The 15863-nt window shown below is 68.8% G+C and carries 13 protein-coding genes; 6 read left to right on the forward strand and 7 right to left on the reverse strand.

Features of this window, described 5'->3' with window-relative positions; genetic code table 11:
- Window position 1: 1 nt before the first annotated feature.
- On the forward strand, window positions 2-229 hold the full coding sequence (locus IWX89_RS04110) for a ferredoxin (protein ID WP_196902304.1): 228 nt from the start codon (window positions 2-4) through the stop codon (window positions 227-229).
- Between the two features lie 107 nt (window positions 230-336).
- Window positions 337-1872: an amino acid permease gene (locus tag IWX89_RS04115; protein WP_196902305.1), complete on the forward strand. Its 1536-nt coding sequence runs from the start codon at window positions 337-339 to the stop codon at window positions 1870-1872.
- Window positions 1873-2055: 183 nt separating this feature from the next.
- On the opposite strand, the gene IWX89_RS04120 is transcribed toward IWX89_RS04115, so the two are convergent.
- From IWX89_RS04120 to IWX89_RS04135, 4 genes are read right to left on the reverse strand one after another with little or no spacing between them, the layout of a single operon-like run.
- Window positions 2056-3750 carry an alpha-glucosidase gene (locus IWX89_RS04120; protein WP_196902306.1) on the reverse strand — a complete coding sequence of 565 codons (1695 nt, stop codon included), beginning with the start codon at window positions 3748-3750 and terminating at the stop codon, window positions 2056-2058.
- The gene (locus tag IWX89_RS04125) at window positions 3747-4583 is read right to left on the reverse strand and encodes a carbohydrate ABC transporter permease (RefSeq protein WP_196902307.1); all 837 of its coding nucleotides are present in this window, start codon (window positions 4581-4583) and stop codon (window positions 3747-3749) included. The genes IWX89_RS04120 and IWX89_RS04125 overlap by 4 nt, the downstream gene beginning before the upstream one ends.
- On the reverse strand, window positions 4583-5518 hold the full coding sequence (locus tag IWX89_RS04130; RefSeq protein ID WP_196902308.1) for a carbohydrate ABC transporter permease: 936 nt from the start codon (window positions 5516-5518) through the stop codon (window positions 4583-4585). Before IWX89_RS04130 ends, IWX89_RS04125 begins: the two co-directional genes overlap by 1 nt.
- A gap of 2 nt (window positions 5519-5520) precedes the next feature.
- Entirely contained in the window at window positions 5521-6852 is a 1332-nt protein-coding gene (locus IWX89_RS04135) for an ABC transporter substrate-binding protein (protein WP_231382870.1), read from the reverse strand.
- A 214-nt stretch (window positions 6853-7066) separates the two neighbouring features.
- Between IWX89_RS04135 and IWX89_RS04140 the strand changes: the two genes are divergently transcribed.
- Window positions 7067-8224, forward strand: a complete 1158-nt coding sequence (locus IWX89_RS04140) for an ROK family transcriptional regulator (protein WP_196902310.1) — start codon at window positions 7067-7069, stop codon at window positions 8222-8224.
- Window positions 8225-8307: 83 nt separating this feature from the next.
- Window positions 8308-9396 carry an LLM class flavin-dependent oxidoreductase gene (locus IWX89_RS04145; RefSeq protein ID WP_196902311.1) on the forward strand — a complete coding sequence of 363 codons (1089 nt, stop codon included), beginning with the start codon at window positions 8308-8310 and terminating at the stop codon, window positions 9394-9396.
- Window positions 9397-9510: 114 nt separating this feature from the next.
- Here IWX89_RS04145 and IWX89_RS04150 read toward each other — a convergent pair whose 3' ends face one another.
- From IWX89_RS04150 to IWX89_RS04160, 3 genes are all read right to left on the reverse strand, one after another.
- Window positions 9511-10746: a low temperature requirement protein A gene (locus IWX89_RS04150; RefSeq protein ID WP_196902312.1), complete on the reverse strand. Its 1236-nt coding sequence runs from the start codon at window positions 10744-10746 to the stop codon at window positions 9511-9513.
- Window positions 10747-10873: 127 nt separating this feature from the next.
- Window positions 10874-11248: a hypothetical protein gene (locus tag IWX89_RS04155; protein ID WP_196902313.1), complete on the reverse strand. Its 375-nt coding sequence runs from the start codon at window positions 11246-11248 to the stop codon at window positions 10874-10876.
- Between the two features lie 62 nt (window positions 11249-11310).
- The gene (locus tag IWX89_RS04160) at window positions 11311-13719 is read right to left on the reverse strand and encodes an immune inhibitor A domain-containing protein (RefSeq protein WP_231382871.1); all 2409 of its coding nucleotides are present in this window, start codon (window positions 13717-13719) and stop codon (window positions 11311-11313) included.
- Window positions 13720-13950: 231 nt separating this feature from the next.
- On the opposite strand from IWX89_RS04160, the gene IWX89_RS04165 reads away from it, so the two are divergent.
- Together IWX89_RS04165 and IWX89_RS04170 are read left to right on the forward strand one after the other, a co-directional pair.
- Window positions 13951-14928, forward strand: coding sequence for a dihydroorotate dehydrogenase (locus IWX89_RS04165; protein ID WP_196902314.1), 978 nt, complete (start codon window positions 13951-13953; stop codon window positions 14926-14928).
- The gene (locus tag IWX89_RS04170) at window positions 14925-15845 is read left to right on the forward strand and encodes a dihydroorotate oxidase electron transfer subunit (RefSeq protein WP_196902315.1); all 921 of its coding nucleotides are present in this window, start codon (window positions 14925-14927) and stop codon (window positions 15843-15845) included. Before IWX89_RS04165 ends, IWX89_RS04170 begins: the two co-directional genes overlap by 4 nt.
- Window positions 15846-15863: the final 18 nt, after the last annotated feature.

Raw genomic sequence — 15863 nt, forward strand, 5'->3', positions numbered from 1 at the left:
CATGACCCGCGACGAGCCCCGCACCCTGCTGCACATCGACTGGACGCGATGCGACGGGCGCGGGCTGTGCACCGAGATCCTGCCCGAACTGCTGACCCGCGACGACTGGGGTTTTCCGCTGGCGCCCCGGCACGGGTCCGACGTGCCCGTGCCGGACCGGCTGGTCGACGCGGCCGTCGAGGCGGTCGCGCTCTGCCCGAGGCTCGCGCTCTCCCTCCTGCAGCGTTAGGGCCGGTCGCGCTCGGAAAAGCGGGGCGGTCGTGTCGTCGGGCACCCGGACGGGGGCCGCAGGGCCGTAGCATGGACCGGTAACCAACGGAACGGACACCCCCCGCTATGAGCCTCTGGCGCACCAAAAGCATTGAGGCCTCCATGGCCGACTCCCACGAAAAGGGCCACAGCCTCAAGCGAACGCTGGGCACCTGGGACCTCATGATCATGGGCGTCGCGGTCGCCGTGGGCGCCGGGATCTTCTCGGTCGGCGCGAAGGCGGCCGGAAGCTACGCCGGGCCATCCGTCACCCTCGGTTTCCTGCTCGCCGCCATCACCTGCGCGCTGGCCATCATGTGTTACGCCGAGTTCGCCTCCGCGGTACCGGTCGCCGGCTCCGCGTACACCTTCACCTACGCCACCCTCGGTGAGCTGCTGGCCTGGATCATCGGCTGGGACCTCATCCTGGAGATGCTCACCGCCGGCGCCGTGATCGCCAAGTACTGGGGCATCTACCTCAGCAAGGTCTTCGAACTGGCGAACTGGGATGTCCCGGCCACCATCTCGGTCTTCGGCCTGCAGGTGAGCTGGGGCGCCTTCGTCATCGTCGCCATCTTCACGGCGCTGCTCGTTCTGGGCACCAAGCTCTCCGCGCGGGTGGCCAGCGTGTTCACGATCCTCAAGGTCGCGATCGTGCTCTTCGTCATCGTCGTCGGCGCCTTCTACATCAAGCCGGAGAACTACACCCCGTTCATCCCCAAGGCCGTGCCCAGCCCGGGCGGCGACGGAGACGTCTGGATGCAGTCCCTGTTCTCCTTCATGACCGGCGCGCACCCGGCCCAGTACGGCATCTTCGGCCTGCTCGCCGGCGCATCGCTCGTCTTCTTCGCCTTCATCGGCTTCGACGTGGTCGCCACCAGCGCCGAGGAGGTCAAGAATCCGCAGAAGACCCTGCCGCGCGGCATCTTCGCCGGCCTGGCCATCGTGACCGTGCTCTACCTCGGCGTCAGCCTCGTCCTCACCGGCATGGTCCCGTACACGGTGCTCGCGGACGACCCCAACGCCTCGCTCGCCACGGCGTTCATCGCCGTCGGCGCCGGCTGGGCGGCCCAGGTGATCTCCGTCGGCATCCTGGTCGGCCTGACCACGGTCATCATGGTGCTGCTGCTCGGCCTGTCCCGGGTGCTCTTCGCGATGAGCCGCGACGGTCTCCTGCCGCGCAGCCTGAGCGTCACCTCCGCCAAGCGCGGCACGCCGGCCCGGGTCCAGATCATCGCCGGCACCGCCGTCGCCCTGATCGCGGGCTTCACCGACGTCGGCGTGCTCGAGGAGATGATCAACATCGGCACGCTGTCCGCGTTCGTGCTGGTGAGCATCGCCGTGATCGTGCTCCGCAAGAAGCGGCCCGACCTCAAGCGGGCCTTCTCGGTTCCGTTCTCGCCCTACCTGCCGATCCTCTCGGCCGTGCTCTGCTTCTGGCTGATGCTCAACCTGACCACGCTCACCTGGGTGCGGTTCGCGGTCTGGCTCGCGATCGGGCTGGCCGTGTACTTCGCCTACGGCCGCAGCCGGTCCGTCGTCGGCATCGAGGCGAAGCGCGTCTACGACGCCACCCTCCGCGAGGAGGCCATCGCCGAGGAAGAGGCGATCCTCCGCCCCTGACGGCGAGGCCGCGCTTCGCGGCGCAGGTTGGGGAAGCCGGCGCACGGTAGAACCTGCGCCAGCCGGCCAAAGGTGCGCCGCGACGTGGCGGATGGCCGCAGAGTGCCCCCGCGGAAACGCCGGATGCCGGCGAGGAGTCCGCAGACCACCTCGCCGGCATCGGCGTGTTCCCGGCTGGTTCCCCTACATCCGGTACAGGCGGGCCTCCCACGGCCGGAGCGCCGCGGCGGCGACGGCGTCGCCCGGGTAGTTGCCGAGGATGAGTTCGGCCCCGGACACGTCCACCGGCAGCGGGGCGTCGAGCGGTTCATCCGACGCGTTCGCCACGACGAGGAGCGTCTCCTCGCTGAGGGTGCGCGTGAACGCATAGAGCCGCTCGTGCTCCGGCTCGAGCAGGGTGAACGAGCCGAGCGCGACGACGGGGTTCTCGTGGCGGAGGGCGATCAGGCGCTGGTAGAACCGGAACACGCTCTTCTCCGCCGCCCGGTCGGCCGCCACGTTGATCTGCCTGTGGTTAGGGTTGACCGGGAGCCAGGGTGTGCCCGTGGTGAAGCCGGCCTGCTCCGTCGCATCCCACTGCATCGGCGTGCGCGCGTTGTCCCGGCTCATGGTCTGCACCCCGGCGAGCACGCTGCCCGGGTCCAGGTCGAACTCGTCCACGGCCTCCCGGTAGTGGTTGAGCGACTCGAGGTCGCGGTAGTCGTCGATCGAGTCGAACCGCACATTGGTCATGCCGATCTCCTCGCCCTGGTAGACGTAGGGGGTGCCGCGGTGCAGGTGCAGCACCAGCCCCCACAGCGTCGCCGACTCGTAGCGCCAGGTGGTGTCGTTGCCGAACCGGGAGACGAGCCGGGGCTGGTCGTGGTTGTTGAGGTAGAGGCTGTTCCAGCCCGTCTCGGCCAGGCCGTCCTGCCAGTGCGCCAGGTTCTTCTTCAGCGCCGGCAGGCTGCGGGGGAGCACATCGAATTTGTTCGCGCCCTGGTCGAGGCCGACGTGCTCGAACTGGAAGATCATGTCGACCTCGCCACGGGCCGGGTCGGTGAAGAGCACGGCGTCGCCGGTGTCCACGCCCGGCATCTCGCCGACCGTGAGGTGCTCGCCGGTCCTCCCGGCGAAGACGGCCTCGTGCATCTCGTGCAGGTAGTCGTGGATCTGCGGCCCCATCGGGGAGCCGCCGCCGGTCGCCGGCGCCGGGCCGTCGATCAGCCCGACCTGCTTCGCGATGAAGTTGATCACGTCCATCCGGAACCCGTCGACGCCGCGGTCCAGCCACCAGTTCATCATCGAGTAGACGGCCTGGCGCACCTCGGGGTTCTCCCAGTTGAGGTCAGGCTGCTGCTTCGCGAAGAGGTGCAGGTAGTACTCGCCGGTCTGCTCGTCGAGGGTCCAGGCCGGTCCGCTGAAGGCGCTGCCCCAGCCGTTCGGCGGGCCTCCGTCGCCCCGGGGCTTCCGCCACCAGTACCAGTCGCGTTTCGGGTTGGTCAGCGAGGAGCGCGATTCCCGGAACCAGGCGTGCTCGTCGCTGGTGTGGTTGACCACGAGGTCCATCACGATCTTGATTCCGCGCGCGTGCGCCTCGGCCACGAGCAGGTCGAACTCGGCCAGGTCGCCGAAGACGGGTTCGATCTCCTGGTAGTCGCTGATGTCGTAGCCGTTGTCGTGCTGCGGCGACGGGTATACGGGGGAGAGCCAGAGGGCATCCACCCCCAGCTCGGCGAGGTAGTCCAGCCGGCCGCGGATGCCGCCGAGGTCGCCGATGCCGTCGCCGTCGGAGTCCGCGAAACTGCGCGGGTAGACCTGGTAGACCACGGCGCGGGTCCACCACGGGGCTGCGGCCCCGGCGTCGGCGATCGGGGTGGCGGGGGTGGTGCTGGTCATTTGATGGATCCTCTCATCACGCCGGAGATGACCCAGCGCTGGGCAAAAACGTACACGATCAGGAGCGGCGCCATGGCCATCAGGTAGGAGGCGAAAGCGGCCGGGTAGTTGGTGTTGAACTGGCCCTGGAAGACGAACTGCACGAGCGGAAGGGTGCGGGAGCCCGGGTCGGAGAGCACAACCAGGGGCAGGATGAAGTCGTTCCACGCCCACACGCAGGTGAGGATGCCGACGGTCGCGTTCATCGGGGTCAGCAGCGGGAAGATGATCTGCCAGTACACCCGCCAGGTGCTCGCCCCGTCGGTGTAGGCAGCCTCCTCGAGCTCGATCGGGATCGACTTGATGAACGCCACGTAGATGAACACGTTCAGCGACAGCCCGAAGACGGCGTAGAGCAGAATCAGGCCGAGCGGGTTGTCCAGGCCGAGCATGGCCGTCTCCTTCACCACCGGCAGCATGATGATCGGGAACGGGATGAAGACCGCCGAGAGCAGGTAGAAGTAGATGCCCTTGAAGAACGGCTTGTGCAGGTTGCGGGCGATCGCGTACGCCACGAGCGAGTTGGTCAGCAGCGTGAGCACGACCGCGCCGACGGTGATGAACGCCGTGTTCATCAGCGCCTGCGGGAACTTCGTCAGCGTCCAGGCATCCACGAAGTTCTGCCAGTTGATCCCGGTCGGCAGTTCGAAGCCGGTGCCGCCGAGCTGGTCGGGGGTCTTCAGCGCGGTGACCACCGCGAAGTAGAGCGGCACCAGCACGGTGATCGAGCAGACCGCGATCAGCGCGGTCGCCCACCAGTTGATGCGGCGCGGGTCGGTCTGTGTGCCAGCCATCAGAAATCGGCCTCCTTGCGCTGAAGAGCACGGAACTGCAGGAACGAGACGAGCATGATCACGATCACGAAGATCACGGCGTTGGCGGACTGGTAGGCGAACTCGCCGCCCTGGAAGCCGCCGCGGAAGATCAGGAGGGTGATGGACTCGGTCGAGGTGCCGGGCCCGCCGTTGGTGAGGGCGACGACGTGGTCGAAGGTCTGCAGGAAGCCCTTCAGGCTCAGCACCATGTTGATCGTGAAGAAGGCGCTGATCATCGGGAAAGTGATCGACCGGAACTGCCGCCACGGGCGGGCGCCGTCGAGCGCGGATGCCTCGTACAGCTCCGCCGGGATCGTCTGCAGCCCGGCCAGGTAGAGCACGATCGCGAACGCGCAGGACTGCCAGACGGCCAGCACGACGATGGCCAGCCAGGCCCAGTCCGGGTTGGTCAGGATATTGTCGCGCAGCACGGGGATGCCGGACGCGATCACCGGCAGTGAGTTGGCGAAGAAGTACTGGAACACGTAGCCGACGACCAGGATCGCGAGCACGTAGGGGATGAAGAAGATTCCGCGGAAGGTGGACTGGAGGGCGATCTTCGCGTTGAGGCCGACCGCGATGGCGAGCGAGATCAGGTTGGTGAGGACCGTCGCGACGATGGCGAAGCCGAACGTGAAGCCGTAGGCCTTGAGCACCCGGTCGTCCTGGAACAGGGCGATGAAGTTGCCGAGGCCGACGAAGTCCCAGCTGCCGAAGCCGGCGTAGTCGGTGAAGCTGTAGAAGACGCCGATGAGCACCGGGACGGTGTGCAGGAGCGCGAACAGGGCGACGGCCGGAACGACCATCCAATAGAAGGCGCGGGGGGTTGCGGTCAGACCGCGCCGGCGGGCCGGTCGTGGACCGCCGGCCGGGGCGGCCGGCGGCGTCTGCCGGGTCAGGACGGGGGTGGCCATGATCATTCTCCGCTTCTCGTTGAGGTGGTGCGGGCCGCGACCTTGCGCCACTCGTTGTCGAGAGTGGTGAGCGCCTTCGTGCTGTCCTGGTCCAGCAGGAACTGCTGGATGATGGCCGGCAACGGGATGCTGGCGGGCACCTGGTGGTCGATGAAGCCCACGATCCGGCCTGAATCGAAGTACGGCTGCAGTTCGGTGAGGGTCGGGTTGGTGTTGGGCCCGGCATCCGCGGCGGTCGAGAACATGTTCTGCGAGGCCGCGAAGTCGCCGAGGACCTTCTTGTCGAAGAGGAAGTCGACGAAGCGCTGCGCCTCGGCCAGGTGCGGGGTGTCCCGTCCGATCGTGATGGCGACGTCGACGCCGGAGACGAGCCTGGTCTGGGCCGGGTCGTCGGTGGCGGGGAGGGGGAACGAACCCACGTTCACGTCGGGGTTGTCGGCGAGGATCGGGGCGATCGCCCAGACCCCCTGCAGGAGCATGGCCGACTTGCCCGCGGCGAAGGCCTGGTTGCCGTCCTCGTAGCCGCGGCTCTGGAAGCCGGGCTGCGCGTAGGAGTAGAGCGTCTGCAGTTTCCCGAGGGTCTCCGCGTAGTCCCTGGTGAACGAGACGGCCGAGTCCGGGCCGACGTCGGCGCCCTCGGCCCGCAGCCGGGGGAAGAAACCGTCGCCGCCGAGTTGTCCGCCGAGTCCGGTGAAGGGCGGCATCGTCGTCCAGGAGTCGGCGAGGGTGCCGTAGAACGGGGTGATGCCCGCTGCCTTCAGGCGGTCGCAGGCGGCGATGAGCTCGTCCCAGGTGGTGGGAACGCTGATGCCCTGCTCCGTGAAGATGTCGCGGTTGTAGAGGATCCCGTTGGCGTTGCTCACGAAGCCGAGGGCGTTGACCTCGTCGCCGTTGTAGGTGCCGAGCCCGGCGAGGATGTCCTGCACGGCCGGGTTGATCTGCTTCAGCACCGGGTCGCCGGTGAAGTCGTGGAAGACCCCGGCGCGGGCGAGCTGCCCGAAGTTCCCCGAGCCGTTCAGCGAGATGACGTCGGGCACCTTGCCCTTGACCAGGAGCGTACGGATGGCGGTGTCGGCATCCGGCACGGCGTTCTGCCTAACCTTGATGCCCGGGTTCTCCGCCTCGAAGTCGGCGATGATCGCCTCGAAGTTGCCGATGGCCTCGGGCTTGAACTGGAAGAAGTCGAGGGTGACGATGCCGGTGTCGGCAGAGGCGCAGCCGGCCAGTCCGCCGAGGCCGAGCACCCCGGCAAGCGAGAGGGCGAGCACCCGGCGCACCCTTCTCGGTCGGCGCCTCCGTCCGGTGTCGTTCTGGTACTCCGTCGTATCCGTCAAGTTGTGCTCCTCGCGCATCCGGTGCGACGCCGGAGCCTCCGGTTGTGCTAACCGGGGCCTGCTGCAGCGTTGCCTTTATTCTTTCTACTGCAAAAAGAATCAAGCTGTCAACTCCGGTTTTCCACGTAAATATCGGTTCGAATTCGCAGATTTGTGCCAATATAAAACAAATAGTGGCCGGCATCGGACGCCGGCGACCGAGAAGGGAGGCACCATGCCTGCAGCGACGGTGACGGATGCGGCGGCCACCCTGAGCGCGTCCTCCCGCGAACTCGCCCGGGCCGTGCTCATCCACGGGCCGATCGCCCGCGGCGAGCTCGGCCGGCGCCTCGGACTCTCCCCGGCCAGCCTCACCCGGCTGAGCAAGCCGTTCCTCGATCGCGGCCTCTTCGTCGAGGCCGCCGAAGACCACGACGGCACCGTCGGGCGCCCGGCGAGGCCGCTCGACGTGCGGGTCGACGCCAGCCGGTTCATCGGCGTGAAACTCACCGGCGACGACGTCTTCGGCGTGCGCACCGACTTGCGCGCGAACGAACTCGCCGCGGCCGAGCGGCCGCTGGCCGGCCACTCCCTCGAGGAGGTCGTGCGGCAGATCAGTGCGGTCGTGCGCGAACTCGAGGGCCCCGACGGGGTGTCGGCGCTGGGCGTCTGCGTCGGCGGCTCCGTCGCCGGAGCCCGGGTGGTGCGGCGTGCCCCGTTCCTGGACTGGCACGACGTCGACCTCGCCGGGGCGCTCGAGGCCGCGCTCGGGCTGCCCGTCACGATCGAGAACGACGTGGTGGCGCTCACCGCGGCCGAGCAGTGGTTCGGTGCCGGCCGCGGCGCCCCGAACTTCGCCGTGCTCACGATCGGCGTCGGCGTCGGCTACGGCCTGGTCGTGAACGACCGGGTGATCGTCACGCCCGACAGCGGCCTCGGCCTGGCCGGGCACATCCCGCTCGACGCGAACGGCCCGGTCTGCCCTGACGGGCACCGCGGATGCTCGCGGGCCATGCTCACGAGTTCGAGCGTCTGCGGCCAGGTCGGCATCGCGCTCGGCCGGGAGGTCGGCTATGACGAGGTGCTCCGGCTGGTGGCCGAGGGGAACCCGGCGGCGGCATCCGTGGTGCTCGCGACCGGGCGGGCGCTCGGCCGGCTGATCGCCGTGATCGCCAACATCGCCATGCTCGACACGATCGTGCTCGCCGGGGAGGGAATCGGGCTCTGGCCGCTCGCGGCCGTCGAGGCCACCGCGGCGGCCGGCCGCGACCGCGACCGGGATGCCGCGCCGCTCCGCATCATCGTCGACGACGCAGGGGTGTCGTCCTGGGCTCGCGGCGCGGCGGCCGTGGCGATCCAGGCCTCCCTCGACCGCCTGGCCCTGCCGCGCTAGCCGGCCGAGCGACGGGAATAGGATCGTGCACGCGACCGCGTGCACCGGCATCCGGTGCACGCAGTGAGAGCGAGAGGCTGGAAATGCAGTTCGGAGTCTTCACGGTCGGCGACCTGACCGCCAATCCTACGACCGGCCGCACTCCGACCGAGCACGACCGGATCACGGCGATGGTGGCGATCGCGGTCAAGGCCGAAGAAGTCGGCCTCGACGTCTTCGCGGCCGGGGAACACCACAATCCGCCGTTCGTGCCGTCGTCGCCGACGACCCTGCTCGGCTACATCGCGGCCAAGACCGAGCGCATCATCCTGTCGACGGCGACGACCCTGATCACCACCAACGACCCGGTGAAGATCGCCGAGGACTTTGCGATGCTGCAGCACGTCTCCGACGGCCGGGTCGACCTCATGCTCGGCCGCGGCAACACCGGCCCCGTCTATCCGTGGTTCGGCCAGGACATCCGACAGGGCATCCCGCTCGCCCTGGAGAACTACGCGCTGCTGCGCCGGTTGTGGAGGGAGGACGTCGTCGACTGGGCGGGCCAGTTCCGCGCGCCGCTCCAGGGCTTCACCGCCACGCCGCGCCCGCTCGACGGGGTGCCGCCGTTTGTCTGGCACGGCAGCATCCGCAGCCCCGAGATCGCCGAACAGGCCGCCTACTACGGTGACGGATTCTTCGCCAACAACATCTTCTGGCCCAAGGAGCACTACCAGAAGCTGATCGGCCTCTACCGGGCGAGGTTCGAGCACTACGGCCACGGCACCGCGGACCAGGCCATCGTCGGCCTCGGCGGCCAGGTCTTCATGCGGGCGAAGTCGCAGGACGCCGTCGACGAGTTCCGCCCGTACTTCGACAACGCCCCGGTCTACGGCCACGGTCCGAGTCTGGAGGATTTCACCGAGCAGACCCCGCTCACCGTCGGCAGCCCGCAGCAGATCATCGACCGGTATGCCGGCATGCGCGACTTCTTCGGCGACTACCAGCGCCAGCTTTTCCTGATGGACCACGCCGGCCTGCCGTTGAAGACCGTGCTCGAGCAGCTCGACATCCTCGGCGGCGAGGTCGTGCCGGTGCTCCGCCGGGAGCTGGCGAAGAACCGCCCGGCGCACGTGCCGGATGCCCCGACCCACGCCAGCCTGACCGCCCGGGCCCACCACCTCCCCGAACTGTGAGGAATGCACCGTTTTCAGCCGGGAAAAGGGTGCACAGCTCACAGTTCGGTGAGTCTGCGGGAGCGAGACGAGGCGGCAGCCCACACAATGGAGGAAGTGACGGGCTGTGCGAAGCTACTCGGTCAGACTGCCCGACGCGGGCGGGTTTGCCACCGGACTCGAACCGGCCCGGCGGGTGCTCACTTCGTCGGCGATCACCACCAGCGCCACGACCGCATTGGTGAGCCAGAGCAGTGCGAGTCCGTCCACCGGGGGGAGGACGGTCGCGGTGGCCAGATAGGCAGCGGCCAGAACCGCGACGCCGGCCAGATGGGATCTCAGCCACGGGCGTCCGATCGACCGTTTGAACAGCAGATTCCCGATCAGGTAGAGGGCCGGGGCGCCCACCACGACGGCGAGGCCGCCGGCGCTCGGCGGATCCTCCGGGTGCACGAGCACGAGTTCATCGCCGACCGCACTGAGGACTACCCCCGCGACAATGGGAATGTGCAGGTAGACATAGGTGAGCCGGGCGATCGGTCCGGTCAGCTCCGACGACCGGATGAAGCGTGAGCCGTGCTCCGCTCCGTGGCTGAAGTACAACAGCCAGAACAGGATCGTGCTCACGAACGCGGCCAGAACCCCGCTGACGGCGGCGACGCTGAGGTCGCCCTGGCTGAAGGCGGTGCCGGTCACCAGGATCGACTCGCCGAGCGCCAGGATGATGAAGAGCCCGCTGCGCTCGGCGATGTGCCCGCCGGACACCGACCAGGATGACGTCGGCGAGGCCCCGAGGAACGGCGTGTAGTAGCGCACCGAGGGGCCGAGGACTTCGACAAGGATCGCCGCGGCCCACAGAACGAGTTGTGCGTCGCCGCCGAGAATGGCCCCGAGAATCCACAGCGGCGCGGTGACCAGAAACCAGATCGTGATCCGGGTGATGTTCATCCCGTTGGCCCTGTCCACGGCGCGGTAACACCAGGCCAGGAAAGCGGTGCGGCCAACCTGCATCACGACATACGCGATGGCGAATCCCAGCGACCGGTCGCCGAACGCCCCGGGGATCGAGGTGCTCAGCACCAGACCGAGCAGCATCAGAACGAAGAGCATCAGGCGCACCGGCCCGGTCTCGGGGTCGAGCCAGTTGGTCGCCCAGGCGGTGTACATCCAGACCCACCACACGGCGACCAGGATGACCGCTGCCTCGGCCAGGCCCCGCACGTCGAGATGGTCCACGATGGTGTGGGAGAGCTGGGTGATCGCGAAGACGAAGACGAGATCGAAGAACAGCTCGATGAAGGTCACCCGGTCCTGGCCCTCGCTCTCATCCCTCGCACGGAACAGGCGTGGTCGATTCAGACTCAGCGTCATCCGTTCTCCCTCCGCCGCGCCCGCAGCACCGGTGCAGGACAGGCCCAGAATACTGGAGGCGACGGCAGCGACCTAGGGACGTCCTGGCTCAACCTCGGCCCGACCGGCTAGTCCGCCGGTCGGTGGATCAGTCTGTCCTGACGCTGATCAACCTCATGAGGAGGCCGGGTCCGCAGTCGGCGGTGAAGGATGCCGGACTCACCTGCACGGTGAGCTTCGCGCCTGGCGTGAGGTCAAGCCCGGCCTCGGAGTAGAGCGCGAGGATCGCGCCGTCGTCGGTCAGGAATCCGTAGCATGGGCCGGTTCCACCGACCGTGACGGTGCCCGCGCGCCACGCGGCCCCTTGCAGGTCCGAGGGCTCCTTCGGCGGTTTCGCCGACGGTGACATCGTCGGTGGCGGGGTCGACGACAGGGGCGGACCGGGGGAGCCGGACGGGTTCAGGTCGGATCCTCCTTGTGCGCCCGCGCATCCCGCGAGCGCGAACCCGGCGAGCAGGAGCATGGCTCCTGCCCACCGGGTTCGCGCAGCGCCCGGACGGGCGCGCCTGGCTGTGGCGATTCCGCTCAGCTCCTCGGTTTCGTGCCCGAGAACCGAACCGTCATCGATGTGCCGTTCTGCTTGACGACCTCGATCTTGACGCCGGCGTTCGCGACCTTCACGCCCTGGCCGATCGCCGCGATTCCCTCCCAGTTCTTCGTGTCGTCGAACACCGGCTGTGCGGCCTGGCCGCGGATCAACGATGGCTTGCTGTTCTGGTTGAGGGTGAACGAGTCGGCCCTGGTCAGGCTGAACGGTGCGTCGTAGAGCTGGATCCGGTTTCGCCATGGTGCCCCGCTGAGACTGATGATGGGCGCAGGGTGTGCGTCGACGTACAGGTTGCGCCCGGCCCCTGGGTGCGCGCTGACATTATTGTCGGCCTGCGAGGTGTCCCAGTAGGAGATCATCAGTCCCTGCTGGTAGGGGAAGTGCTCCACGAGGTCGGGCTTCGTGTTCGCGAACCCGAAGTTGTACGGCCCCGTCTTCAGGTAGCGGTCATAGGCGACGTACGAACGATTGCCGGCGATGTAGTAGTTGTCGTACTCCGCCGTTTCGACACCCGTGGTGCGGATGAAACCGCTCGCCGTCCAGCCCGGATCGAGCGTCTCCGCCCCATCCGAGAAGACGACGGTCGATCCGGCGGCGATGCTCACGTCGTCGACGAAAAGGCCGGACGGCAGGCTCGCATCGGTTCCCTGGGCCGCGCCGTCGGTCACGTAGCTGAAACGCACGCTGACCGTCTTGCCGGCGAAGGCGGTCAGGTCGAAGCTGGCGGGCTGCCAGCCGGCGCTGAGGCCGTCGATGCCGTTGCCCTCCGCCGCGTTCGCAATGGAACCGGGAACCGCCTTCCAGCCGGTTCCGTCGTCCACCTCGACGTACGCGTAGTCGCACGGGTCCGGTCCGCAGTCCTCGATGTTCCAGTTGGCCTGGAAGGTGAGGGATGCGGAGCCGGCCGGGAGGGTCACACTGCGGGCGAGGGTCTGGTTCAGATCGTCGCCCTGGCCGCTCCACCACTCGTACGACCCGGATGCCGGGGTCACGAGCGTGTGGGTGACCACCTTTTTGGGAAGCACGACGACCGCGGCCTGCGCCTTGGCCGAGTTGTACTCTTCAGGGCCGAGCTGGAGGGTCTTCTTCTCACCGGCGAGCACGACCTCGTAGTCGAGCCAGCCCAGCTGCAGCTTCTCCCAGGCGCTGATGTCGCCCGGCTTCTCGCCGAGCGCCTGGCCGGCCGCGCCCAGCCGGCTCTGCGACATCAGGGTCCACCACTCGTTGTTGTTGCTCGGGCCGCCCGCGGTGTCGTAGTCGTCCGGGAGGCCCAGGTCGTGGCCGTACTCGTGCGCGAACACGCTCAGCCCGCCGTTCTCCGGCTGGATCGTGTAGTCGCCCACCCACAGCCCGGTATCGGCGATCTCGGTGCCGCCGAGCAGGTTGTCGGCCGGGCCGGACTGCCCGGCCTGGTCGAAGTAGGCGTACCAGCGGTGGCTCCACACGGCATCCTCACCCTGGTTCGGGTCGCCGTCGGCCTGGTCTCCGCCCGAATGCACGACCTGGAAGTGGTCGATGTAGCCGTCCGGTTCGTTGAAGTTGCCGTCCTGGTCGAAGTCGTAGCGATCCCACTGGTCGTAGCCGGCGAGTGCCGCCTTGATCTGCGCCTCGGTCTGGCCTGCGGACTCCTGATCGGCGACCCACTGGTTGACGCCGTCGCGCACCAGGTCCCAGGTGTTGCTGCAGACGTTGGAGGCGCAGGGGAAACCGTTCGAGCGGCCGTAGCGAGCCTCGTTGAAGGGAACCTTCACCCAGTCGGACACCTGCCCGTCCACGCTGTACCGGCCGGACGACTGGGCCTCGTAGTACGTCTTGAGCGACTCCACGCCCGCGCCGGAGCCGAAGTACAGGTCCTGGAAGTGGGCCTGGCCGTAGTCGGCCTGCCAGACGGTGCTGTTGTCGACCGTGCGGTCCGGCTGCGGGATCGCGTTGTGCAGCGGGCCGGTGAACACCGACGGCCCCGGGGTAGAGGGGTCGGTGTCCTGGTCGGGATACGCGGGATCCCGCTGGTCGCCGAACTCCGCCAGGATCACGAAGATCTTGTCGGTCTTCTCCCGGGCGATCTCGACGAACTTGTCCTGCTTCTTGCCCTCGCGCGCCTTCCCGTTGAGACGGACGACCGTGCTCCCGTCGCTCTTGGTCGCGGTGGCCTCACCCTTGAGGACCTGCTGCACCGCCTCCTCGCGCAGCGCGCGTCGTTTGTCCTCGGCGGGGTTGGGCAGTTCATCGGACGCGGGAGCAGCGGCGGTGTCCGCCGGGGGTGCCGCCGACGGCGGGGACGCGGCCGCGGTCAGCGGGCTCCCTCCCACGAGGCCGGCAGCGACGAGCGCCGCTCCAGCCAGGGTAGCGACGAGCATGGACATTCTTCGGCTGGGCTTTTGGCTCATGAACTGGTCCTTTTCGTGGTGTGACACGGCGAAAACCGTGCCGCGAAATTGCGCAGTGGCCCAAACCTAGTCCGCGGTTCACCCTCGAACGGGGTTGGTTGTAACGGTTAGGTCACGACGTCCCCGTTCGCCGGACCGGGCCGCGCGCTGGTTTTGGCCGGGCGCCGCCCAGGCGGGATACTGGTCTGGCGGCCTGGAACGGATGCTTCCAGCCCCCGGAAGCAGACCACCATGACCAGCGCGCCCCCGCAGCCCCCGACGGATGCGCGTGAGGCATTCTTCGCCGCCCGCAAGGCGATCCCCGCCTCTGTCGACCTGTCCGTACGCATCGGCGCACTCACCCTGGCCAACCCGGTCATGCCCGCGTCCGGCTGCTTCGGCCCGGCCCTGGGTCGGCTCATCCCGGCCGGCGAACTCGGCGCCGTGGTCACCAAGACCGTCTTCGGCAGCCCCCGCGGCGGCAATCCGGCGCACCGCCTGACCGAGATCCGCGCCGGGATGGTCAACAGTGTCGGCATCCCGAGCCGCGGTGCGTCCGGCTACCTGGCCGAGTTGCATCCGCGCTACCTGGCCCTCGGCGTGCCCGTCATCATCAGTATCGGTGGCCATCGCCCCGGCGAATACGCACCGGTGATCACCGACCTCCGCGGCGCGGGCGACGCCTACGAACTCAACGTGTCCTGCCCGAACCTGGACCGCCTCGGCACGGACATCGGCTCAGACCCCGACGCCATCTCGGCCGTGGTGCACGCGGCCCGCGCGGCCACCGACAAGCCGCTGATCGTCAAGCTCCCGGTCCTGGCCTCCTCGATCGCGGAGTGCGCGCTCGCCGCGCAGGAGGCGGGAGCCGACGCCCTGTGCGTGGCCAATTCGATTCCGGCCCTGCCGCTCCAGCCGTACACGCGCAGCCCGGCCCTGGGCAACGTGATCGGCGGGCTCTCCGGCCCGTCGATCCGCCCGATCGTGCTCCGGCTGGTCTGGCTGGCCGCCCGCGCCGTGGAGATCCCTGTCATCGCCTGCGGCGGGATCGAGACCGCCGATGACGCCCTCGACTACTTCTCGGTCGGGGCGCGGGCCGTGCAGGTGGGCACCGCGAGCTTCGGCCGGCCATTCGCCATGGTCGAGATCGTGCGCGCGCTGCAGGAACGCTGCGCCGACGACGAGGTGGCCGGCATCCGTGACCTGATCGACCTGTGGAGGGCTCAATGACCGGAATGGCTTCCCTCGCCCGCGAGGCGCTGCGGCGCCAGCAGGCCTTCGCCGCGGCCGACGAGGCCGCCCTCGACGGCCTGATCGCCGTGCGCCCTCCCGCCGCGGAACCTCGGCCGGAACCGGTCTGGGACGACGCCAGGGTGCTCGAACACACCGAGGTCGGCGAGCGGTACCGTCGCCTCCTCCTGTCGACGGGCACCATCGCCCGCACCGCGCTCGCCGGCCAGTTCCTGATGATCACGGTGCCGCCCAGCGGCGGGGAACGGATCCTGTTGCCGCGCCCGATGGCGATCCACCGCCGGCACCCCAAGGCAGGGACCGTCGAGGTCATCTACGGTGTCTCCGGCCGCGGCACCACCGCGCTCGCCGACGTCGCCGTGGGGGCAGGCCTGCTCGTCACCGGGCCGCTCGGCCGCGGCTTCGAGTTCCCGGAGGGTGCCCGCACGGCGCTGCTGATCGGCCGGGGTGTCGGTGTCTGCGCCATCATGGGATCGGTCGAGGATGCCGCGGCGCGGGGCATCAGAGCGACCGTGGTGCTCAGTGGCCGCACCCTTTCCGACCTGATCGGCGTCGCCGACTGCGCCGAACTCGGCGCCGCGGTCATCCCGGTCACCGACGACGACGGGTCGAGCGCCATCCCCGCGCTCGCCGCGCGGCTGCGGGCCGAGTTCCGGGCCGCGCCGCCGGCGGTGATCCTGGTCTGCGGGGCCGGCGTGCTCGCCCGCCTCGCCGCCGAACTCGGCGCCGAGTGGGGTGTGCCGGTGCAGGTCTCGCTCGAGGCGCACATGGCCTGCGGCCTCGGCTATTGCCACGGCTGTGCCGCCCCGGTCGCCACCGACCCCGAAACGGAGGGGCCGCTGGTCTGCGTCGACGGCCCGGTATTCGACGCGGTCCTGCCCGCCGGATCGCACTGACCGCACTCCCGGCCGTTC

It is taken from the genome of Cryobacterium sp. MP_M3 (assembly GCF_015752155.1).
GTDB lineage: Bacteria > Actinomycetota > Actinomycetes > Actinomycetales > Microbacteriaceae > Cryobacterium.